19 protein-coding genes and 1 pseudogene are annotated in these 20985 nt (G+C 62.3%); 3 read left to right on the top strand and 17 right to left on the bottom strand.

All coding sequences use genetic code 11. The features are described from left to right. From RPS27_RS11680 to RPS27_RS11635, 10 genes and pseudogenes are all read right to left on the bottom strand, one after another. Positions 1–109 (bottom strand): annotated as a pseudogene (locus RPS27_RS11680) (glycosyltransferase family 4 protein); the annotation flags it as partial. 4 nt (positions 110–113) lie between these two features. Then, the gene (locus tag RPS27_RS11675; protein ID WP_256379450.1) at positions 114–236 is read right to left on the bottom strand and encodes a hypothetical protein; all 123 of its coding nucleotides are present in this window, start codon (positions 234–236) and stop codon (positions 114–116) included. 5 nt (positions 237–241) lie between these two features. Next, the gene (locus RPS27_RS11670) at positions 242–451 is read right to left on the bottom strand and encodes a hypothetical protein (RefSeq protein ID WP_028141947.1); all 210 of its coding nucleotides are present in this window, start codon (positions 449–451) and stop codon (positions 242–244) included. Between the two features lie 100 nt (positions 452–551). After that, on the bottom strand, positions 552–959 hold the full coding sequence (locus RPS27_RS11665) for a hypothetical protein (protein ID WP_028141946.1): 408 nt from the start codon (positions 957–959) through the stop codon (positions 552–554). 16 nt (positions 960–975) lie between these two features. Next, positions 976–1176 carry a hypothetical protein gene (locus RPS27_RS11660; RefSeq protein ID WP_028141945.1) on the bottom strand — a complete coding sequence of 67 codons (201 nt, stop codon included), beginning with the start codon at positions 1174–1176 and terminating at the stop codon, positions 976–978. Positions 1177–1347: 171 nt separating this feature from the next. Then, entirely contained in the window at positions 1348–1767 is a 420-nt protein-coding gene (locus tag RPS27_RS11655; protein WP_049801898.1) for a hypothetical protein, read from the bottom strand. Between the two features lie 80 nt (positions 1768–1847). Beyond that, positions 1848–2186 (bottom strand): DUF1236 domain-containing protein, encoded by a 339-nt coding sequence (locus RPS27_RS11650; RefSeq protein WP_028141944.1) that lies wholly within the window; start codon positions 2184–2186, stop codon positions 1848–1850. A 180-nt stretch (positions 2187–2366) separates the two neighbouring features. Then, on the bottom strand, positions 2367–4478 hold the full coding sequence (mdoH, locus tag RPS27_RS11645; protein WP_028141943.1) for a glucans biosynthesis glucosyltransferase MdoH: 2112 nt from the start codon (positions 4476–4478) through the stop codon (positions 2367–2369). Next, the gene (locus RPS27_RS11640) at positions 4466–5926 is read right to left on the bottom strand and encodes a glucan biosynthesis protein G (RefSeq protein ID WP_080670152.1); all 1461 of its coding nucleotides are present in this window, start codon (positions 5924–5926) and stop codon (positions 4466–4468) included. The genes mdoH and RPS27_RS11640 overlap by 13 nt, the downstream gene beginning before the upstream one ends. Positions 5927–6570: 644 nt before the next feature. After that, positions 6571–7026 carry a low affinity iron permease family protein gene (locus RPS27_RS11635; RefSeq protein ID WP_028141941.1) on the bottom strand — a complete coding sequence of 152 codons (456 nt, stop codon included), beginning with the start codon at positions 7024–7026 and terminating at the stop codon, positions 6571–6573. 137 nt (positions 7027–7163) lie between these two features. Here RPS27_RS11635 and RPS27_RS11630 point away from each other — a divergent pair, with 137 nt between their 5' ends. The 3 genes from RPS27_RS11630 to RPS27_RS11620 all read left to right on the top strand — a co-directional run bounded on the left by RPS27_RS11630 (position 7164) and on the right by RPS27_RS11620 (position 10885). Further along, complete coding sequence (locus RPS27_RS11630) at positions 7164–9002, top strand: glycoside hydrolase family 15 protein (RefSeq protein WP_409517549.1); 1839 nt, start codon at positions 7164–7166, stop codon at positions 9000–9002. Next, positions 8980–9885: a glucose 1-dehydrogenase gene (locus RPS27_RS11625; RefSeq protein ID WP_244429559.1), complete on the top strand. Its 906-nt coding sequence runs from the start codon at positions 8980–8982 to the stop codon at positions 9883–9885. Before RPS27_RS11630 ends, RPS27_RS11625 begins: the two co-directional genes overlap by 23 nt. A 247-nt stretch (positions 9886–10132) precedes the next feature. Further along, positions 10133–10885 carry a ZIP family metal transporter gene (locus tag RPS27_RS11620; RefSeq protein ID WP_028141939.1) on the top strand — a complete coding sequence of 251 codons (753 nt, stop codon included), beginning with the start codon at positions 10133–10135 and terminating at the stop codon, positions 10883–10885. 342 nt (positions 10886–11227) lie between these two features. Here RPS27_RS11620 and RPS27_RS11615 read toward each other — a convergent pair whose 3' ends face one another. From RPS27_RS11615 to RPS27_RS11585, 7 genes are all read right to left on the bottom strand, one after another. After that, on the bottom strand, positions 11228–11575 hold the full coding sequence (locus RPS27_RS11615; protein ID WP_028141938.1) for a response regulator: 348 nt from the start codon (positions 11573–11575) through the stop codon (positions 11228–11230). 55 nt (positions 11576–11630) lie between these two features. Then, entirely contained in the window at positions 11631–14066 is a 2436-nt protein-coding gene (locus RPS27_RS11610; protein WP_049801895.1) for a response regulator, read from the bottom strand. Beyond that, a complete protein-coding gene (locus RPS27_RS11605) occupies positions 14063–14521 on the bottom strand; it encodes a response regulator (RefSeq protein ID WP_028141937.1) in 459 nt (152 codons plus the stop codon). The genes RPS27_RS11610 and RPS27_RS11605 overlap by 4 nt, the downstream gene beginning before the upstream one ends. Next, positions 14522–16744 (bottom strand): ATP-binding protein, encoded by a 2223-nt coding sequence (locus RPS27_RS11600; protein ID WP_049801894.1) that lies wholly within the window; start codon positions 16742–16744, stop codon positions 14522–14524. A gap of 331 nt (positions 16745–17075) precedes the next feature. Next, a complete protein-coding gene (locus RPS27_RS11595) occupies positions 17076–17810 on the bottom strand; it encodes a class I SAM-dependent methyltransferase (protein WP_049801893.1) in 735 nt (244 codons plus the stop codon). A gap of 282 nt (positions 17811–18092) precedes the next feature. After that, positions 18093–19715 carry a hypothetical protein gene (locus RPS27_RS11590; RefSeq protein WP_313754011.1) on the bottom strand — a complete coding sequence of 541 codons (1623 nt, stop codon included), beginning with the start codon at positions 19713–19715 and terminating at the stop codon, positions 18093–18095. Positions 19716–19901: 186 nt separating this feature from the next. Continuing rightward, positions 19902–20894, bottom strand: coding sequence for an alpha/beta fold hydrolase (locus RPS27_RS11585; protein WP_211415563.1), 993 nt, complete (start codon positions 20892–20894; stop codon positions 19902–19904). Positions 20895–20985 lie beyond the last annotated feature (91 nt).

Raw genomic sequence — 20985 nt, 5'->3', positions numbered from 1 at the left:
GCCCGCGATCGACGAGCTCGTCTACCAGCCAGGCGATCACCCGCTCGGTGCCTCCGTACAGCTTCGGAGGGACGCTCTCGGCCAACGGGGCAAGCTGGGCGATCCGCATCGAGCTAGGCTCCGAACACGATGCGCAAGCCGATCACGATGATCGCGGAGATCAGAAACGAAATCGCGAGCAGCGTCCAACCGGGCCTTGTGCTTCCGATGGCTGCGCGTGCCAATAGCATTTTCATGCACGTCAACATTCGTCTCTGGGAAGCCGGTGCAGGTAGGCGATCCCGAAGCTGGCGAGCTCTCCGGTATCACCCTGGCGCTCTTCCCATCTCCTGTGCAGATGGCGCTCCAGCAAACAGCGTCGGCTGTCGCGAGCGCCGACGTCGGGGCGCCGAGCGCGGTACACGTTCCAGGGGGTCTCCGAGGCGTTCTTCAAGACGACATCGTCAACCATTTCTGCGCTCCCGGCGACCGATCCGATCGCTGGCAACTCGACACAGTCGGCAAAGTTTCCAGTTTTTCCCGAGCGCGTGCCTCAACGCACAAGCGGGCGTTCAGCAAGCTTTTGCGCGGGCCCGCTCGCGTGCCGCACGACGGCGCTGCAGGCGCTGGCTTCGGCCGGAGCGCCTGGCGGCAAGAGGTGTGGACGCCGCTGGACTTGAAGCCGGCGGCTCCACGGCGGGCGCAGCGCTCTCCGTCGTTGTCTCGGCAGGCTTGGCTTCCATGAACCCCAGCACGGCACGGCCCTTCTCCGTGATCCGCCATCCGCCATTCAGACGCTCGACCAATCCTTGCGAGAAGATGTCGAGCTCCGGCACGCGAGCGGCAAGGCGCTTGGTCCGCTCGGCCCAGTCGCGCCCGCTCGTCGCCAGGATCGCCATGTCGCGCTTGAGATCGACCATGACGGCGAACCCGTCGGGATAGCTCACCAGGATCTTGAGCACGGTGACCTGGAAGTTCACCCCAGCCTTCCTCGACCTATCGCCACATGGTCGGAGCGTCGTGGAGGGCCGCGCGTCCGACCTGCTTCAGCTTCTCCGGCGAGCTGTCGCCGTTCGTCGCCGCTTCCAGAATCCTCGAAGCAACATGGGTGCGCGCCGCGGTTTCGTGGCGCGAGACGTCTTCGCAGACCTCGTCGGATACGGCGCGCAAGAGCGCGGTCGTGGCCGGATCGAACATGGAAACCCCCAACGCAGGAAGAGTTAGCTTACCGCGGAATAGCTTTGCGACGAATTCAACAAAGTTAACCGCCCCGCCCCAAGCATGAACGGCCCCCACGTGCGAGCAGCCCACCCGGCTGCAAAGCTGCTCCTTCGGTCCCCTTCTTTGACCCTCTCCCAGGCTTTCCGCTCACCACGATCCGCCGGCAGTCGCATCGGCGCGCTCGAAGGCGAGACGGCGGTCGGGTGTCCGCTTCCGCAGCATTGCCGACCGCTTCGGATGCGTGAGGACCGCCGCAACGTGGGCCGGCTCTTCCTTCCGGGCCTCGCCGGATGGTGCGGCAGGCATGGCGGCCATGGCTTCTCGCACTTCCCGCGGCAGCTCTTCCGGGATCGGATCGGCCTGCGCGATCATCGGTACCTCGGCGCGCTGGCTGGTGTCGAAGACGATTTTCTCCGGAAGGCTCCTCGCCGATTTTATCCGGATGATGGTCCTGTCGGGGTCGGCCACGGCGGCGGCTTCTACCGGAGCGGGCAGGTACCGATCCGCAGCGAAGAGCAACGCCAGCAGGAACCCGCCGACGAAGACGAAATAACGAATGATCGGCATGGATGGCCGCTCGGAAATGGGAAATCAAGGTATCGGCGGATGGGAGGCGGGCCGCTGCGATCAGCGACCCGCTAGAATGCTCAGTCGATCTCCTGGACGACCGTCCGGGTCGACGGATCGACCAGCATCACGCGCTCGCCCGAGTAGACATAGCGGTACTTCCTGAGCGAAGGACCCCAATCGGCGGGCACCGCCTCGAGCTCGACCTCGCGCGGGACGGGCTGGCCGACCACGATCTTCTGCTGCACCGGACGAACCTTGTGCTCGGTGACGTAGGTGCGGATCTTGGTGCGGTATTCCGGCTCGATCTGCACGGCGGCCGAGTGACCGGTGCCGGTGGTGGTGACGACCGTCGACTGCGCCATCGCGCCCGTCGAGATCAGCGCGGCCAGGGCCGTCGTCACTAGAAGATTGTTCATGTTGTTCTCCTCGCCGCCAGATGCGGCATGCGAGAACCCGCAGATGATGGCAAGGTTCCGGAAAGAGGCAGGAGAATTGCCATATTTTCCCGAACGTCGGAGGCGAGAGCGCGGGAAGTCGGCTCGGATCAAGGATTGGCTCGAGCCCCGAGAGCGTGGTCCGCCAGGCACTCGGTAAGGTCATCCCTTCTGCAGCACGGTCGAGAGCGCCGAGGCGTCATTCAATATCGAGAAGACCTCGCGCGAAGACAGATGCGCGGCGGCTTCCTCGAACGTCTCGCTGGCATCCACCTTGGCACGTCCGACCGCCAGGTTGGCGTCTACGGTATCGGGCCTGGCAGCGCGCGGTGGCGGCAACTGGGCGACATGAAAGGCCAGCAGCTCGGGGGCTTCGCGAAGCTCCGTGAGAGCGGGTTTGATGCCGACCTCCGCCGCCGCACTCAATTCGTTGGCCCGGCGCAGGATTGAAGGCGGCTCCCGGTCTTCAGGGGTGGCGAACAGTTTGCCGGACGACGGCCTGGCCGTCAGCGCCCCGATAGGAACAGCGAACAGCAGCCCGACGATCACCGGCGACATCCAGAGCAAAAGTGGCAACGAAACGGCGTAGGCGCTTGCGGCCATCGCAACGCCGCACAAGGTCGGGATGCCGTACTTCCGATAGAGCTCGCGGCGCTCCACAGTGCCGTCGTCTCGTCTTTGCGTCTGCCATCCGGCATCGCGGCCGGCCAGAATCTCGACGACCGCGATCGACTGAAAGATCATCATTACGGGCGCCATCAATGCAGAGATGACGATCTCCGCGAGAACTCCGGCCGAGGTCCGTAACGCGCCGCCGAATTGGCGCCTCACCGGGCTCCGCGTCCAAACGACGACCAGACTGAGCAGCTTCGGCAACAACAACAGTCCCATCGTGGCGACGAACACCCAAATAGCGAGCACGGGATCCTGGGCCGGCCAGGTCGGAAAGAGGGAGAAGCCCTTGGGAAAATACTCCGGGCGCACGAAGCGGGCCTGGAGCGAGATCAGCATCCCCAGCAGCAGGAATAGCAGCCACAGCGGCGCCGTTAGATAGGCCCCGATCCCCACCATGAAATGCAGGCGCGATACCCAATGGAGACCGCGAGCGGGCACCACGGCGAGATGCTGAAGATTGCCCTGACACCAGCGCCGGTCGCGCGCGGCGAAATCGAGCAGCGAAGGCGGCACCTCCTCAAAGCTTCCGCCGAGCGTCGGCAGCATGTAGATACCCCACCCCGCCCGCCGCATCAGCGCGGCCTCGACGAAATCGTGGCTGAGGATGTGCCCGCCGAACGGCTTGGGTCCCCGAAGCTGCGGCAGCGCCGCCGCTTCCGCGAACGCCTTCACGCGGATGATCGCGTTGTGGCCCCAATAGTTGCCTTCCGAGCCGTGCCACCAGGCCACGCCGGCGGCGATCATCGGCCCGTACAGCCGGCCCGCGAATTGCTGGACGCGGCTAAAAAAACTTCGCGCGTTGACCACCATCGGGAGCGTTTGGACGAGCCCCGCGGTCGGATTGGCCTCGATGGCATGGACCAACCGGACGATGGTCTGTCCGCTCATGAGACTGTCGGCGTCGAGCACGATCATGAAGTCGTAGACGGCGCCGAACCGCGTGATCCACTCGGAGATGTTGCCGGCTTTCCGCGCCGTGTTGTCGGCGCGGTGGCGATAGTACAGTCGCGGCGTCCCCACCGCCTGCCGTAGCGCGAGCAACGCTTTCTCCTCGGCGACCCAGATGTCCGGGTCGGTGCTGTCGCTCAGAACGTACCAGTCGAACAGCTCCCCGTGCGAGGTCGCCTCCAAGGATTCGATCATCGCGCGAAGCCGCGCCGTCAATCGGTGCGGGTCCTCGTTGTAGGTGGGAAGCAGCATGGCGGTGCGGCTCACGATCGCAGGCAGCTCCGCAACTACCGCGGTCGGATGGGTCAGCAGCACGAAGAACCCGGCGAGTGCGGAGGCAAACGAGAAAGCCACCCACGCGAGCAAAACGAGGAACAGCACCAGCACCATGGCTTCCAGTACGGTGACGCCGCCGACCTCCAGCACGCGATACATCTCGTAGCCGCCCGCGCCCGTGAGCGCCGCCGTCGCGAGCAGAATGAGGCCGCGGCGCCAAGCCATCGCGGAGCCCACCGCCGCAGGAACGCGGTCGGGGACCCGGGCCTTCCCGAGGTTGCCAGGAGCCATCGGAAGCGGCGTCTCGCGAGGCAGCAGGCGCTCCGTCGCGATATCGCCGGCGACCGGTCGCGTCGCCGTGGTCAGGGGGCCCATCGGTAGACCCAGACTTCCGACAAGGGCTTGTCACCCTCGGTCAGAAACGCGCGCAGCTCGATCGGCTCGCCTTTCACCTGGCACTGGAAGCTGAGCCGCCAGCCACCGGTGTAGGGATTGGGCTGCGTGACGATGTTCTTCACTTCGGACTTCTCCGCCGTCACCACGCCTTTCACGCCCGCGGGATCGATGCCCTTCAGGTTCTCACCGACCAGATCGAGGACGAAGAGGCGGGCATCCTCGCCCCGCGCCCCTATTCCGCTTCGCGTGAAGCGCGCCAGCGAATGCGGCTTCGGGCTATCCGGGCCCCAGTGCAGCCGATAGGTGTAGTTGTGTTCGCCCTTGGCCTGCAGGGGGTTCTTCGGCCGCCAGAACGCGGCAATGTTGTCGTGAACCTCCTCCTTGGTCGGGATCTCGAATAGCGTGACCCCGCCCTCGCCCCAATCGCCGATGGGCTCCATCCAGAGACTTGGGCGTTTTTCGAAGCTGGACTCGATGTCCTGGTAGGCGAAGAAGTTTCGCTCCCGTTGCATCAAGCCGAAGCCGCGGGGATTGAGATCCTGAAAGGTGCTGATCTGCAGATCGCGCGGATTGCTGAGCGGGCGCCAAAGGCTTTCGCCCTTGCCGTTGAAGATCGCCAGGCCGTCGGAATCGTGGACCGACGGACGGAAGTCGTCGATGTCGTTGCGGTCGTTCGGGCCGTAGAAGAACATGCTGGTCATGGGCGCGAGACCGGCGCGCTGCATTTCGACGCGCGGATAGACCGACATTTCAACGTCGAACACCGTGGTTTCGCCCGGCCGGACGGTGAAGCGGTAGCTTGCCGCGCAGCTTTTGCTGTCGAGGAGAGCTTGGATGACCATCGAGGTTGCACCCGACGCCGGCCGCTCGAGCCAGAAGGCCTTGAAGAGCGGAAACTCCTCGCCCTTGGCTTCGCCGGTATCGATCGAGAGTCCGCGGGCGGAGAGCCCGTACGTCTGCCCCTTGGCCACAGCGCGGAAATAACTCGCGCCCAGGAATACGCAGACCTCGTCGTAATAGTCGGGACGGTTTATGGGCGCATGGATGCGGAAGCCTGCGAACCCGAGATCCGTCTCCTCGAACGCCGGGACCTTCTCTCCGAAAGAAAAGTCCGCCTTGCGGTACTTGATCTCGGCGACCTTTCCATCCGCGACCTCGAAGATATTCACCCTGTTCTTGTAAAAGAAGCCACGATGGAAGAACTGCGCTTCGAACGGAAGATTCTTGCCACGCCAAAGGGCCCGCTCAGGCAAAAAGCGGATCGAACGGTACTGGTCGTAGTCCAGGTCTTTCAACCCGGCCGGCAGCTTCTCGTCGGGCGCCTCGAACGGCTTGCTTGCGATCGCACGGGCAAGATCCCTCACCGTCGACGGGCCAAAGGTCTCGTCCGACGCAGCGGCGAAGCCGCTGCGCGAGGCGAGTAGCATCGCCGGCAGTAACGCCGACCCTTGAACAAGCTGGCGTCGGTTCACGTGTACTCCTCGCTACTGCTGCCGCGGCCAAGCAACGATCACCATGGCCCGTGGGTTCCACGGCCCGCGTATAGTCCCAGAGGTACATACTTCCAGCATCATTGGCCGAGGCTCTGCCCGTAGGCGTCGGTGGCTGAGAGACCGATTGCGCTCCCGCCCGCACCAAGTGGAGCACAACCATGCCTATTGCGCGCTTGCTCGCGGACATCACCATTGCGCCAGAATAGCGGAACGCTCTCGAGTTGGCCTTCAAGGCCGCTCTCCGAAAACTCGAACTCGTCGATCGCGAGGGCCCTTGTGCGCTGTCGTCGCAAGGAAGATGCTCGAACTTCATCAGCGCGGTGTGACCGATGCTGCCGCACTCTCCGATCTGACCATTCGAGAAATCGGTAGGCAGCGGTTCAACTCAGCGTCGGCTCGCTACGCGAATGCCCGGCGAGTACCTAACTCCCTTCGGAGCGTAGCTCTCGTCGCTTCGCGCAGGTGATCGGCCAAGGACCCACTTACGTCTGGAGAGCACCTTCCTTCTATCGTGACGACCGACCTGTACCCTGTTGCGGGCGGCCCTGACACCCTTCGCGGTATAGGTGCCGCAGCGATTAACTTGCCGCCTGCTCGGCGGCGCGGCGGGCCCGTCGTCCGGTCGTCTTCACACGCTCGTTCGCCGTTTTTTCCGCTTTGGCGCGCGATTCGCATTTCTCCCGCAGGTCTTCGATCTCTTCGTCCGTGAGATGCTCGATACCGACAAGGGAGTTTCGCGCCGTCCCGACGCGGATCAATTCGTCAAGCTTGACCTGCATGGCTGCGCTGTCGCGGTTCTGGGAATTCTGAATGAGGAAGACCATCAGGAAGGTGACGATGGTGGTGCCGGTGTTGATGACCAACTGCCACGTGTCCGAATAGCCGAACAACGGACCGGTGACTGCCCAGATGATGACCACCAGGGCCGCGAGCACGAAGGTCGACGCGCGCCCCGCAGCCTGCGAGGTGCGGGTAGCAAACTCGCCGAAGAAGCGGGCGGTGCCGCCTTCCGTTTTCTTCCGCCTATCACGCATGAGATCCTCCGATTTTGAGAGAACGGGCGAAGAGGTTCGCGGGTTCCCCGTAAGGCGCATCGACCACTAGACCTCAGTCGAAAGTATGAACGTCCGCAATGGGATCTGCGGAACTGGAGGGCAAACGTTCCGGTTGGATGCCCAGCATGGCTCGGATCGAAGACTACGCCTTGATCGGCGATTGTGAGACTGCGGGTCTGGTCGGGCGCGACGGGTCAATCGACTGGCTCTGCGTCCCCCGCTTCGATTCGGACAGCTGCTTCGCGAAGCTACTCGGCGATGAGCACAACGGATACTGGAAGATTTGCCCCGAGGCTCGCTCGAGCAGCGAACGACGCTACCGACCGGGCACCTTGATCCTCGAGACGACCTTTACGACCGACTGCGGCCGGGTCCGCCTCATCGATCTCATGCCGCCTAAGACGGATCTCTCGAAGGTCGTCAGAATCGTCGAAGGACTGGAGGGCGAGGTCGAGATGCGCAGCGAACTTGTCGCGCGCTTCGACTACGGGACCAGCGTACCTTGGGTCAGCCGCCTTGAGGACGGAGCGGTCAGCATGGTCGCGGGCGCGTCGATGCTACTGCTCAGGACCGCGGTGCCGATGCGCGGCGAAGCCATGAAAACTGTGGGCTCGTTCTCGGTCGCGCGCGGCGAGACCGTGGCTTTCGTGCTTTCCCATCAGATATCCTTCCAGGATCCCGCCGCTCCCGAGGACCCTGCGTCTCTTCTGAAACAGGCAGAGGATTTCTGGCGCAATTGGTCCAGCCGCTGCAAGACGGCAGGGCCATATTCGGAGGCGGTCCAGCGATCCCTGATAACTCTCAAAGCGCTGACGTTCGGGCCGAGCGGCGGCATCGTCGCCGCCGCTACGACGTCGCTGCCGGAGCAGATCGGAGGCTCGAGAAATTGGGACTACCGCTTCTGCTGGGTACGTGACGCCACCTTGACGCTACTGGCCCTCGTGGGCGCGGGCTTCTTCGACGAAGCGCGCGCTTGGCGCGACTGGCTCGTCCGCGCCGTCGCGGGAAGTCCGCGGCAGCTCCAGATCATGTACGCGGTCACCGGCGAACGCAGGCTGACCGAGTGGGAAGTCCCGTGGCTCTCCGGATATGAGAACTCCAAGCCCGTCCGGATCGGAAACGCGGCGCACACCCAGCTTCAGCTCGACGTCTACGGCGAGCTGATGGACGCCCTATATCAGGCGCGCCGCGGCGGTCTCCGCGAGAACAAGCGCGCCTGGGCAGTACAATGCGCGCTGCTCGACCATCTCAAGAGCATCTGGAGCCAGCCGGACGAGGGCATATGGGAGGTCCGGGGCGGCGCGAAACACTTCACGTATTCCAAGATCATGGCGTGGGTCGCCTACGATCGGGCCATCAAGTCGGCTGCCGAGTTCGGCATGAAGGGCCGCGTCGAGGAGTGGGAAGCGCAACGAGCCGCGATCCACGACGAGGTGTGCCGGCGCGGCTACGACCTTGAGCGCAAAACCTTCGTCCAGGTCTACGGCGAGCCGCAACTCGACGCGAGCTTGCTGCTGATCCCGGCCGTGGGCTTTCTGCCACCCGAGGATCCTCGCGTGATCTCGACGATCCAGGCGATCGAACGGGAATTGCTCCAGGACGGTTTCGTCCGGCGTTACGATACGGGTGCGACGAAGGATGGTCTGCCGCCGGGGGAAGGCATGTTCCTGGCCTGCAGCTTCTGGCTGGCGGACGCCTACCATCTGATCGGCCGCGACGCCGAGGCCAAGGAATTGTTCGAGCGGCTTCTCGCGCTTCGCAACGACGTCGGCCTGCTATCGGAAGAATACGACATTTCGCGGCGGCGCTTGGTCGGAAACTTTCCGCAGGCCTTTTCTCACATAGCCCTCGTCAATACCGCCCACAACCTCACCCACCGCGAAAAACCCTCGGAGCACCGCGGTAGCAAGAGAGCCCTCCCCAGCGAGGGAGATGAAGCCGCGCGCTCCGACTAGGAGGTCCGCCATGACAGTGAATTCAACCGACCCGGCCGCTCCGGCAAGCCCGGGCGAGCGCTTGCGACCGCAGGCCCGCTTTCCCGTGACCCTGGAAGGGCAGCCTGCGCTGGTGACCGGCGCCAACTCAGGTATCGGCCGCGCGGTCGCGCTGGGGCTGGCCGCGGCCGGCGCCGACGTCGTCGTCAACTATGTCGTGGATCCCGTCTCAGCCGAAGAAGTCGTTCATGAAATCGAGGCCCGGGGCAGAAAAGCGATCGCAATCAAGGCGGACGTCAGCAACGAGGATGACGTCCGGTCGATGTTCGCCCGTGCCATCGATCATTTCGGCACGTTGCACATCGTGGTGAACAACGCCGGACTGCAGCGCGACGCGCCCCTCCATGAGATGACGATCGATCAGTGGAATAAGGTGATCGGCGTCAATCTCACCGGCCAGTTCCTATGTGCCCGGGAGGCAGTCCGCGAATTCAAAAGACGGGGCATCGTCGGTGACATCTCGGCCGCGGCCGGCAAGCTCGTCTGCATGAGTTCGGTCCATCAGGAGATTCCGTGGGCGGGCCACGCGAACTACGCGGCATCGAAAGGCGGCGTGATGCAGATGATGCGAAGCATCGCGCAGGAAGTCGCCCCCATCGGCATCCGCGTCAACGGCATCGCACCCGGCGCCATCCGGACGCCCATCAATCAGCGCGCCTGGGAGACGAGGGAAGCGTACGAAAGCCTGATGACGCTGGTGCCCTACAAGCGCATCGGAGAGCCGGACGACATCGCGCAGGCGGTCGCCTGGCTCGTCTCCGACGCCGCCGACTACGTCACCGGCGCCACCCTGTTCATCGACGGCGGCATGACCCTATTCCCCGGCTTCGCAAGCGGAGGCTAGGCAAAGCCTCAGGGTCATGATCCCAACGAGAACCGCTGGTCGCATCGCTTACGCAGCAATTGGAGGATCGAACTTTGGTAAATGGCGCACGGGCAATGGCTGCAGGTAAGATCGCGCGCAAGATGGCGAGCGCTCTGACATCGGTTCTGAAGCGCCGCTCGGCGGTGAAGAAGGCAAGTAAGACGCGGGAGAAGAGCGCAAGCCAGGTCTCGCCGCCCCCAGGTCGCGAAACATAGCTGGTGCTCCGATGCCGATCTGGTTGACCGCCGGCCTTTGGGGGCTGCTTGGTGCCTCATCGCTGCTCCTGGGAGCAGCCGTCGCATTCGTCCTCAGAATGCCTCGGTACGTTACCGCGGGGATCATGTCGTTCGGTTGCGGCGTGCTGATCTCGGCCGTGGCCTACGACCTGTTGGAGGACGGGTATCAGGAAGGCGGGATCTGGCCGATCGTCGCCGGTGCCGTTGCGGGCTCCGCAATGTATGCCCTTGCCGATTGGGCGGTCTCTCGAGCAGGCGCGCATTCACGTAAACGGTCCGGGGACCAGCAGGCGAACGCCGGCCAAGGCGGAGGGTTGGCGATCGCAATCGGGTCGCTCCTCGACGGGGTTCCGGAAAGCGTGGTTCTGGGGCTCGGGCTGTTGAGCGGGAAAGGCATCAGCCTCGCTATGCTGGCAGCTATCTTCCTGTCCAATTTCCCGGAAGGACTGTCCAGTGCGCTCGGCATGCGAACCGCGGGTCGCTCCCGGCTCTACATCTTTGGCCTTTGGGCAACGATCGCCGTCCTCTCCGGGCTTGCTGCTTCCGCGGGAGCGGCTTTCCTTGGCGGAGCTTCCCCTCAGGTCGTTGCTGCCGTGAGTGCCGTCGCTGCGGGCGCTCTCCTGACGATGGTGGTGAACACCATGGTGCCCGAAGCGGTCGAAGGCGAACAGAAGCTGGCCGGCTTGCTCGTTGTCGTCGGCCTCCTCGTCGCCTTTGCGCTCTCTAACTTAGGAGAGACTTAGAACGCCGGGCCGTGCGATGCAGAAGCAAGGCTGTTGTCGGACGGGCCCTGCGGGTCGCTCGCGACGTGAAGGGGAAAGCCTGGACTTCACCCTCTCCAGGACGACAAGCGACGATCGATTGGCGTCCTGAAGCGCCTCGAAATCGACTGAGAATGACACCCTGAATCGCGGAACGGGTGGTACACAGGGGTGGTCATGAATCCTTGTTTTCCGCGGATTTTCACACAATCGCGGCGAAGGGGGAAGAGAGTCCCACTGACGCCGAGATTTTCCGCGCCAGACTACGATTTCTGCGAAAACATACCGGGCGCGCGTGTCAAATACCACGACAAGGCGACCGCTTCACCCTTTCTCGAACGCGACAAGTTCAGCGTTGAGCTGATCCTCTGCAAACGGCTTTTGCAGGATTTTGCAATTTCGCCATTCTTCCTCGATCCCTGCTCCGTAGCCTGTCGTGAACAAGAATGGGACGTCCCTGGTCTGCAGCATCTCGGCCAGACCATAGCTGAATTCGCCGGCGAGGTTGACGTCCAAGAGGGCTACATCGAATCCGCCAGCGTCGATCAAGCTCGTTGCTTGTGGGACATTAGTCGCCTTGGCAACGACTTCGTGGCCCAGTTCTTCGGCCATGTCTTCTATCATCATGGCAATTAAGCTTTCGTCTTCCACCACCAGCAGCCGCAGCGGCATGTCGATCTCCAAAGGTGCATCTCAGGCAAGATAGAAAGGTTTTGCCGACCATGACCTAGCCGGCGCCCCGCAGACGAACGATTTTGGGATCGTCGAACTCGGCAAATGCTTCGTGGAGCCGGCGCGCCAACTCTTCCTCCTGAAACGGCTTCCTTATCAGCCTCGCGTGATGGATCTCTTCAAGAGCCTTGAGGTCGGCATAGCCGGTCGCAAAAAGAGTCGGAAGATGCGGTCGGAGTCCATGTGCCTTCTTGGCAACCTCCACGCCGCTCATCGCCGGCATGGCGTAGTCCACTATCAGAGCGTCAAAATGCTCCGGCCCGGCAAGGATATCCAAGGCGGCGGCGCCGCTACCCACGCTGACAACGGAGTACCCCAGCTCTTCGAGCATCATGCCGACCACCTCGCGAACGGCGCTGTCGTCGTCGACCAGAAGGATTGTCTTGGCGGAGGCCCGGCCTGACGCGGTCTCGCTTTTCGGCGTCTGCCCAGGGGCCTGGGAGGCATTGGCGGCGCGAGGAAGATAGACGCTAACGCTGGTACCTTCCCCTGTAGCCGTCCTGATCTTCACGCCACCGCCGGACTGCTTGGCGAACCCGAATACTTGCGGCAATCCAAGGCCTGAACCTTTTCCGACCTCCTTTGTGGTGAAAAACGGCTCGAACACATGGTCGAGAACATGTGGAGGAATGCCGGTACCGGTGTCGCTCACCGTCAGGACCACGTAATCACCCGGAGGCGGGTCGGCCGGCCTGGCCGGCGGTTCTTTGACGACCGCCTGACTGGTTTCGACGGTCAGCGCGCCGCCGATCTCCATTGCGTCCCGCGCGTTGATGGCCAGATTGAGAATGATCAATTCGATCTGGGTCGGGTCAACGAGTGCTGGGGCTAGGTCGCTCTTCAACACGGTTTCGATCCGGATTGAGCCTTTCATCGTGCTCTGCAGAAGCTCGCTCATCCCGGTCACGGTTTCATTCAGGTCGACGGGCTTTGGCTCGAGCTTCTGGCGCCGCGAGAACGCCAGCAACTGGGCGGTAAGTGTGGCTCCTCGCTCAGCCGCGGTCCGCATGTATTGGAGGCGCGATCGGACGTCCTGCTCGCGCTCCGGCTTGTCGAACCGCTTCTCCACGAAAGCAATGTTGCCCAGGATGACCGTAAGAAGGTTGTTGAAATCGTGAGCGACCCCGGCGGTGAGCTGTCCGACGGCCTCGAGCCGCTGCATCTGCCGGAGGGTCTGTTCGACGCGCTCCCGCTCTTCGATCTGCCGGGCGAGTTCGGCGTTGCGTTCAGCCAGCGCGGTCGCTGCCGCTCTTTCGGCGGTGCAGTCGCGTCCAACGAGATAGATGGCTTCCTCATCCGGCGCCGCATTCCAGGTGACCCACCGCCATTCGCCGTTCGCATGGCGGATACGGCTTTCGAAGCGACCGACGGTGCGATCGCGGATCGTATCGGCAAGCTGTCGCTTCACCTCGGTGCGCTCTTCGGGGGGCAGCAACAGATCGAACATGCTCTCCGTAAGGGTGCCTTCGGCGTACCCGAGCATTGTGCTCCAAGCCGGGTTGAGGCGCCGCAATCGTCCCTCCCGTCCGATCACGGCGAACAGGTCTGGACTGAGCCGCCAAAGGCTGTCTCGCTCCGCGGTTCGTTCCGCGACGCGACGTTCCAGGTCGGTCGTGAGGTCTTCCAGATCCTTCTTCGCTCTGCGTTCCTCGGTGATGTCGCGCACGACCCCGACAAAGCGTTTGAATTCCTTCTCTTCGAACAATGCCTGACCGCGGGCGGCTACCCAACGCTCGCTGCCGGCGTCCGAGAAGATACGATATTCCGCACCGAACGTGCCATCGTGTTCGCGAGACCACTTCGTCGCCTGGCGGACAGCCTGATGAAGTCGGTCGCGGTCGTCCGGATGACAGGCGGCAAGATAGTCTCGATAACCCGGCGATTTCTGGACCGGCCAGCCGAGCATCGCCTTCGCGCTGGCGTCCCACTTGAGCTCTCTCGTCGCCGGATCATAGTCCCACAGGCCGAGCTTGGCCGCTTCCATCGCCAGACGCGCGCTGACTTCGCTGCGGGCCAAAGCATCTTGGATCTTCTTGGCCGATGCGCGCTGGCGGGCTTGTTCGAGCGCACGCTCTACCGCTGTCGACAGCCGTGTGAGATTCCGCTTCACCACGTAATCAGTGGCGCCCCGCTTGAGCGCGTTTGTGGCAAATTCCTCGCCAACGACTCCCGATACGAAGATGAAGGGAAGATCGGGCTGCAGAACCGTGGAGATGTTCAGTGCCGAGAGGCCGTCGAAATCGGGCAATGAATAGTCCGCCAGCACGATGTCATGGCCGCCGCCTTCCAAAGCCGCGACGAAATCCCGTCTGTTGTAGACGCGGTCGAGTGTGAAGCCCAATTGGGCCTTCGATAGATGCGCCGCCAGCAGTTCGGCATCGATCTCACTGTCTTCAAGCAGCAGAATGCGGATAGGCTCTTGCTTCATCATTGGGCCTCGTTGGTGAAGGGGCGGGGAGGCGGCTCGTTCAGCACGGCCCAAAACATTCCGAGATCCTGGATGGCTTCGAAGAAGGCGTTGAAGTCCACGGGCTTCACGACAAAGGCGTTGACGCCCAGTTCGTAGCTCTTCACCAGATCGCGCTCCTCTCTCGAGGAGGTCAGCATCACGACGGGGATCTGGCGCTGGTGGCGGTCATTCTTGACCTTTTCGAGAACCTGCAGCCCGTCGATTTTGGGAAGCTTTAGATCGAGCAGCACAACGGCCGGATCGCCGGGCGGCCTGCCTTCGAAGCTGCCTCTCGCGGCCAGGTAATCGAGCGCTTCGGCTCCGTCGCGAGCAATGACGATCTCGTTAGCCAACTGGCACTTCGCAAGCGCCGCCAGCGTCAGCTCGAGGTCTCGCGGGTTGTCTTCAACAAGCAGAATCGGTCTGAGGTCCGGCAATTAAGAGCTCCTCTTCTTCAAATCTTTGGGGCGCGGCAAGGTGAAAGTGAGGGAGGCGCCGGCCCCTACCTTGCCTTCGGCGCTAATTGAGCCGCCGTGGCGGTCGAGGATGCGCTTGGCCAAGGCCAATCCGATGCCAGTCCCCTCGAATTCCTCGGCCCTATGAAGGCGCTGAAAGACGCCAAAAAGCTTGTCGACGTACTTCATCTCGAAGCCGACGCCGTTGTCAGCGACGATATAAGTCGTGCTGTTCGCGTCTTCGTGGCCTGAGATGGTGATGATGGCCGGGTCCCGCGGCGCCGTATACTTGATGGCGTTGTGAAGCAGGTTCTGAAGCACCTGACGAAGCATGGCGGGGTCGCCATAGCCTATTGGAAGCGCCCCTACCTGCCATTCGATGTTTCGCCCCTCGGTCTCCGTCCGCAACGAATGCCTCAATTCGTTGACAATCTTGGCGACATCGACGTTCGACTTGAGAAGCTGAGAGCGCCCGAGTTGGGAAAAATGCAAAAGGTCGTCGACGAGCCTTCCTGCCGAGATGGCGGCGCCCCTAATTGTTTCGATGTAGTGACGCGACTTTTGATCGAGCCCCTTCTCCTTGTCCGACAGAAGTTCTGCGAAACCGACGATGTGCCGGAAAGGGGCACGCAGATCGTGCGAAATCGAATAGGAAAACGACTCCAGCTCCTTGTTGGCGGCTTCCAGCCGGTCCGTGAGTTCAGCACGCTCCTCCGCAGCCTTCAGCACAAGAGTCTGAATCGACGCGCGGAAGCCGAGCGCGCTCTCCACTTCTGCCGAAGTCCACGGCTTCGACTGCTGACGGACAAGCTGTTTCCAAAGGTCGAAAGACTTGCGCGGATGAAGCCGGCCGGCCCCGCTCTCCATAGGCTTGTTGGGATCGCCTCCCCAAGCAACCGTCTTGACGACTTCGGGCCTGAACCAGATGATGTAATCGCCCCGGATCTGCGAGATGGAGACCGCCAGCACACCACTGGCTTTTTCGCTCAAGAACTCGCCGCCCGACCATATCGAAGCCAGCGAATTCGTTTCCAATACGTCGTGCCCGGCCTCGAAGAGCCACGTCGCCAGATCACGTATCTGGCGCTCGCTCGGCGTCTGACCGGTCGTCAGTATGCCGCCCTGCACGACAACTGCAGCGCCTTCCGCATCCACAAGCCGCAGCCATTCGTGCGGATTGTTTACCAGCCCGCGCTGAAACGAAGTCGCGACCGAAAGCTTGCTGAGCAGCGACGTCTCCACGCTCTTCAGCTCAAGGCGTTCCGCGGCACTGCTTGCCTTCAGGCGCGAGCCAATCTGCAGCGACACGACTTGAGCGAGGATGTCGCATGCGGTGCGGATCTGCGCGTTGACCATCCGAGAGGCGCGGCTATGCCCGGAGATGAGCCCCCACAACGCACCGTCGACGATGATTGACATCGACATCGACGACGCCGTCTCCATGTTGCGCATGTATTCGAGATGAACGGGCGAAACGCTGCGCAGCGCCACCTGCGACAGGTCAAGCGGCAGTCCGTTGAGGGGACTGATCGAGGGTTCGATCTCGACCGGATCGTAGCTGGCGTCAGGAATGAGCCGGATCCTGTTCAGGCGATAGAGCTCCCGCGCTTGAGCGGGAATATCGGATGCGGGAAATCGAAGGCCGAGGTAGGAAGGAAGAATTTTATTCGTGTCTTCGGCCAAAACCGTGCCGTCGCCGTTACCGTCGAAGCTGTAAAGGAGAACTCGATCAAAATGGGTGATTGCCCGCACCTCGCGGGCCACCTCCTCAGCGATGCTAGTAATATCGTGGGCACCGGATATGCGGTCCAGAAAGTCCCGCAACCGCGGGTAAAGACCATCCAGCGTCGACTCGCCTGGCCGCGGCGGTGGTTCGAATTCCAACAAGAGTCCTTGGGGGCTGCGGTGGGCGGTGAGCTGAAGCTGCTGCGATCCGACTGCAACCAGGTAGAAAAGCGTGTTTTCGCCTCCCGACAACCACCCACGGATTTCCTCGCAAAGCGTGGTCGCTTCCTCATAAGCAGAGAGCAACGCGTCATTGCGGACATCGAACCCAAGCAGTCGGCGAGCGTTCGCGCTCTGTTGCAATATCTTCAGGGTTTCAGGTTCGACCACCAAAAGCGCGCCGTGAGGCTGAATTGCTCCCGGGATCTTAATGGGCTCTGCGGCACACTCTTCAAGATAGCCGTCATCCAACTCGGTCACTGGGTGATGCCTTCTTGACTCAGAGCTTATGGCAAGCAAATGCCGGTGGTCAGTAGACTTTTCTGGGATGCGGATTTGCGCATAGGGAACGGAATGAACTTAACCCAAGTTCCGGCATTTTGTTCCATGATGCGAAGGCGGGGCGAGATTTGCTCGCTATGACAAGTGTTTACTGTGGACTCTGACCCTTCGCGTCTCGCGCTCCGAAGGTCGAGGGCAAGAAGAAATACAGTCGTACTCGCAGGCGAAAAGGCGCTGAGGCCAACGTCGGCGCTTCGCCGAGCTTCTGATGGTGCTTGAGCTGTTGCGCGCCTGTTCATCGAGAGCACGACTAACGCCGGCTAATGCAACTTACCAGACAATCCGGCGAGATGGTCCAAACCGCCGTAAGCTTGATCTCGGCGTCTTCTAGATCGCGGGTCACCGGTACGCGATAGTCGGCGAGTCGGACAAGCTTTGCCTTCGGAAGGAAAGTGCGCCCGGGATCGCCGATCAAGATAGTCGCGCCGGCGCGCGCATGGTCGGCCAGAAATGCAAAGGCACGCGTCGCGGTGTCCCCCTCATAGAAAATGTCGCCCGCGAGGATGGTCTGCCATCGGCCGTTTGGTTGAGTGTCGAGCACGTCCTCGCCGCACAACGTGAGGTGGACCAGGTTGACCTCCGCATTGAGTTCGGCCGCCGCGATCGCGAAGGGGTCGATATCAGACACTGTCACCCCGACCGCGCCGGCCTTCATCGCCGCGATGCCGACGAGTCCAGAGCCAGAAGCGATGTCGAGCACGTGCCGGTCCCGCACGGTAACGGGGTGATCGAGCACGTAGCGAGCCAGCGCTTGACCGCCCGCCCAGGCAAAGGCCCAGAAGGGCGGGGGGAGACCGGCCTCGTTCAGCTCTTCCTCGGTCTGCTGCCAGATCGGCACCGATTCATCGGCGAGGAAGACCGCGATTTCCGGCACCAGCGGCACCGACCGCAGCCGGGTGTTGGCGCGGATGAAGGATTGCGGGTCGGCAATGGTCGTGGCTGTCAAGGCGGGCCGTCGCTGTCTTGGTCCCGTGATAACTAGCATAAACCGTCTCCCGCCGCGAAGGCGGGCTTAGGGCGGCCGCTAATCCGACTTCGCGAAGTGTCTCCGCCCCTCGCGAGAATCCCTGTGATCCGATCCTACGATCCTCGACCGCCTCGAAAATGGCTTGGATTGAACGTCCGAAGCGCTAAACAGGTGGTACACAGCGGTGGCCACAAAAACCAACCGGCCCTTTTAGGAATCCTTGTTTTTCGGCGGTTCTCGCGCCTCCGGCGCTCTGGGGAAGAGAGTCCCACTCTCTCCGCCATCGGACCGAGCAATCGATCAAGCTGCGAGCTTGCTTGATCGAAGGTCGCGAAATTTTCGCTGCTCTTTTGCATAGGCGGCCAGAAGCGCCTTGACCCAGAGCGCCATGCCTTCGGCTTTCAGGCCGATCCGTTGACTGCGATTGTAGTGTTGTTCAGTCACCGACGCCATTCGTTCGCGTTCGTCGACGCGGTCGTGATCGGTCTTGTGGCCGAGAATGGCCGTCGCCGCCCCGCCGAGCCTCTTGTCGTCGAGAAAAGTGGTCATCGTCCTGCGCACGTCGTGCAGAGTCCACGGTTCGATGCCATAGAGCTGGAAGAGATCCGGTCTATCCTTCTTCGGCCGCGGCTTGGGACCGGGCTTGCCCTTGCGGGAAGGCTTCTGCTTCACGGTGTGATCGTAGACGCGGCCTTGGAGCCGGTACATCAGCAGGTTCAGCGCAGCTTGCGTGATATGCCTCTTCGGGTCCCGACCGCTGAACATCCAATCGGACTTGCCGCCGGACTCGGCGTAATAATCCTGCAAAATCTTCAGCGCCTCTGGAGGCAAGGGGAGCGAATGAGGGCGGCCGCCATCCCGTCCTCCCTTCATTTCCTCTTCCGTCCAGTTGGCGACCTTCCAGCCCTTAAGTTGCCGTTCGCTCTTCGGTGGATCAAACAATCTGTCGGGACGCAGCTGCAGAAAGCCGCCTGTCCGCTGCGCGGTCAGGGCAACGCCCCACAGCGCTCCGGTCGTTCCGGGATAGGTCTCATGCTCGCCGCTCGCAAGATTTCGAATATTCTCGGCGATCACGATGGTACGCGCGATCTCCTCGACCGTCGGTGCGTGGGTACGCGCTGTAGTTTTGTATTCGAAAGACCACCGAGCCCACCATTCGGCCTGCACTTCCTCTAGGCCGGCCGCCGTCGCATGGTACTTCCAGGCCCAGCTCATCATCTTTTTGGACTGCGTGAGCGCGCGATGCACTGCTGAGGGGGCGTGATTGAGGTGAATTGCGTCTCGCAATTGCTCCAGGTCGCGCAGCTTGATTTCGCTGACGAGCTTTCCGTCGATACCGCGGAATTCCGGGAGCTGCAGATAATGTTCGTACTGGGGGCGATATTTTTTTTTGAGTTTCGGAAGCTGATATTCGAGGAATTTTGCGGTCAGCGTTTTCCACGTCCAGGTCGATCCGGTATCGCCTATCCTTTTTCTGTAGGCCAGCAGGGATGTCTCGTCGGCCAGTTCATCGGCCCGTTCGACGTGCCCCATGCGGTCGGCGTACCCCGAGGTCGTCTCGAGCTTGACCAAGGCGTCGGCGAACTCACGCAAATTGCGCTTTCGGCCTGCAGCCAGATGGATCTGATTGGCGATGTATCGGGCCTTCTCCAGATCGAGTTCGCCCGGCGTCGAGAATCCGGTGTGCAGGCCGGAGGAAAGGATGCCGAGCCTCAGCGTGAGTTCGCGACGACGCACATACCATACGGCCTTGCCGGGCGTGATCCGGATCGTCAGGCCGATGGTCTTTCGATCGCGCCATTCGACGATTTTGCCTACGACGGCTCGGCTCTTCGCGTATGAGACTGCTGAAGCGACATCGTTGTCGTTTAGCGCCTTGACCTCTCGTTCATAGACAACCCTTTTCGACACCATCGACCTCATACAACGCGCGTACAAAACAGCTTCCGAAAGCCAGCCGTTGGACGCCTTCTTCAGAAACGCTTTATAGCACCTAATATTTAACAATTTCAAATAGTTAATGGGGCGTCAATTCCATCTTTCAGCTTCTAAGATTCCGCTTCCCAAGCTGCATACGAGGGTTCGATTCCCTTCGCCCGCTCCAAGCCCTTAGTTCGACAGGCTTCGCAGAAACTCCACGATCGCCGCGTTGACCTCCGCCGGCCGCTCCTGCTGCGTCCAGTGCCCGCAGCCGGGCAGCATCCTGATCTCGCGCAGCTGCGGCACCCATTGTTTCATGTTGGCGAGAAGCTCGGTGCTGCCGGGGAAAGCGAGGACCATGTCGTGGTCGCCCGCGATGAAGAGCGAGGGCACCGTCACCTTCACGCCCTCGAAGGCCGCCATCAGTTCCCAGTTGCGATCGATGTTGCGGTAGTAATTGAGCGGTCCGCGAAATCCGCTGCGGGCAAACTCGGCGCCGTAGTGGTCGAGGTCGGCGGCGCTCAGCCATGACGGCAGCGGCACCTGCACCTTCGGCAGCATCCCGTCCTTGCGCGAGACCATGCCGGCGCCGACGGTCCGCCCCTGACGCTCGGCATTGGCGCGGATCGCCGCCGCTCCCTCGCCGGAGCCGCCATAGAGCATGGCGCCCAGTGTCGCGCGCGGATCACGTTCGAATTCGGCTTCGGCGACACCCGGCTCCTGGAAGTAAAGCTGATAGAACTGCGCATCCGCCGTCTGCGGCATGACACTCGTCGGTCGCACCGGACTCCGTGGCCGATAGGGTACGCTGAGGATGGCGGCGGCGCGAAAGCGATCCGGCCGCAGGCGCGCCGTGTGCCAGGCGATCGTGGCGCCCCAATCATGCCCGACGATGACGGCGTGTTTCGCCTCGAAGGCGTCGAGCACGCCGACCAGATCGCCGACCATGTGGAGGATCGTATACTGATCGATCGCCTCAGGCCGGTCGCTCTTGCCATAGCCGCGCATGTCGGGCGCGACCGCATGGTAGCCGGCCGCTGCCAGCGCGTCGAGTTGGTGGCGCCAGGAGTACCAACCTTCCGGAAAGCCGTGGCAGAGCAGGACCATTGGCCCCTCGCCCTGCTCGGCGACGTTGAGGCTGATACCGTTGGCCTTGATCGTCCGCTGCGTCGGCTCGCCCATGTCATCGCCTCCCGGTCATCGCGGCTGGCGTAACCTAATCCGCCCTGCAGGCTGCGCAAAGATTCTAATATGTTAGCCTCTCGCTCTCGGC

This window comes from Bradyrhizobium sp. WYCCWR 12699, assembly GCF_032144035.1.
Lineage (GTDB): Bacteria > Pseudomonadota > Alphaproteobacteria > Rhizobiales > Xanthobacteraceae > Bradyrhizobium.
The sequence above is the reverse complement of the archived record's forward strand: the minus strand, read 5'-3'. Positions and strand labels throughout refer to the sequence as shown.

Coding starts and splice junctions, on each gene's coding strand:
- mdoH (WP_028141943.1), bottom strand. CDS start 4,478: ATGGGCCCCCTGACCACGGCGACGCGACCGGTCGCCGGCGATATCGCG.
- RPS27_RS11670 (WP_028141947.1), bottom strand. CDS start 451: ATGGTTGACGATGTCGTCTTGAAGAACGCCTCGGAGACCCCCTGGAAC.
- RPS27_RS11630 (WP_409517549.1), top strand. CDS start 7,164: ATGCCCAGCATGGCTCGGATCGAAGACTACGCCTTGATCGGCGATTGT.
- RPS27_RS11660 (WP_028141945.1), bottom strand. CDS start 1,176: ATGTTCGATCCGGCCACGACCGCGCTCTTGCGCGCCGTATCCGACGAG.
- RPS27_RS11610 (WP_049801895.1), bottom strand. CDS start 14,066: ATGATGAAGCAAGAGCCTATCCGCATTCTGCTGCTTGAAGACAGTGAG.
- RPS27_RS11615 (WP_028141938.1), bottom strand. CDS start 11,575: ATGCCGCTGCGGCTGCTGGTGGTGGAAGACGAAAGCTTAATTGCCATG.
- RPS27_RS11635 (WP_028141941.1), bottom strand. CDS start 7,026: ATGCGTGATAGGCGGAAGAAAACGGAAGGCGGCACCGCCCGCTTCTTC.
- RPS27_RS11595 (WP_049801893.1), bottom strand. CDS start 17,810: ATGCTAGTTATCACGGGACCAAGACAGCGACGGCCCGCCTTGACAGCC.
- RPS27_RS11650 (WP_028141944.1), bottom strand. CDS start 2,186: ATGAACAATCTTCTAGTGACGACGGCCCTGGCCGCGCTGATCTCGACG.
- RPS27_RS11625 (WP_244429559.1), top strand. CDS start 8,980: ATGAAGCCGCGCGCTCCGACTAGGAGGTCCGCCATGACAGTGAATTCA.
- RPS27_RS11620 (WP_028141939.1), top strand. CDS start 10,133: ATGCCGATCTGGTTGACCGCCGGCCTTTGGGGGCTGCTTGGTGCCTCA.
- RPS27_RS11655 (WP_049801898.1), bottom strand. CDS start 1,767: ATGCCGATCATTCGTTATTTCGTCTTCGTCGGCGGGTTCCTGCTGGCG.
- RPS27_RS11585 (WP_211415563.1), bottom strand. CDS start 20,894: ATGGGCGAGCCGACGCAGCGGACGATCAAGGCCAACGGTATCAGCCTC.
- RPS27_RS11640 (WP_080670152.1), bottom strand. CDS start 5,926: ATGCTACTCGCCTCGCGCAGCGGCTTCGCCGCTGCGTCGGACGAGACC.
- RPS27_RS11675 (WP_256379450.1), bottom strand. CDS start 236: ATGAAAATGCTATTGGCACGCGCAGCCATCGGAAGCACAAGGCCCGGT.
- RPS27_RS11590 (WP_313754011.1), bottom strand. CDS start 19,715: ATGAGGTCGATGGTGTCGAAAAGGGTTGTCTATGAACGAGAGGTCAAG.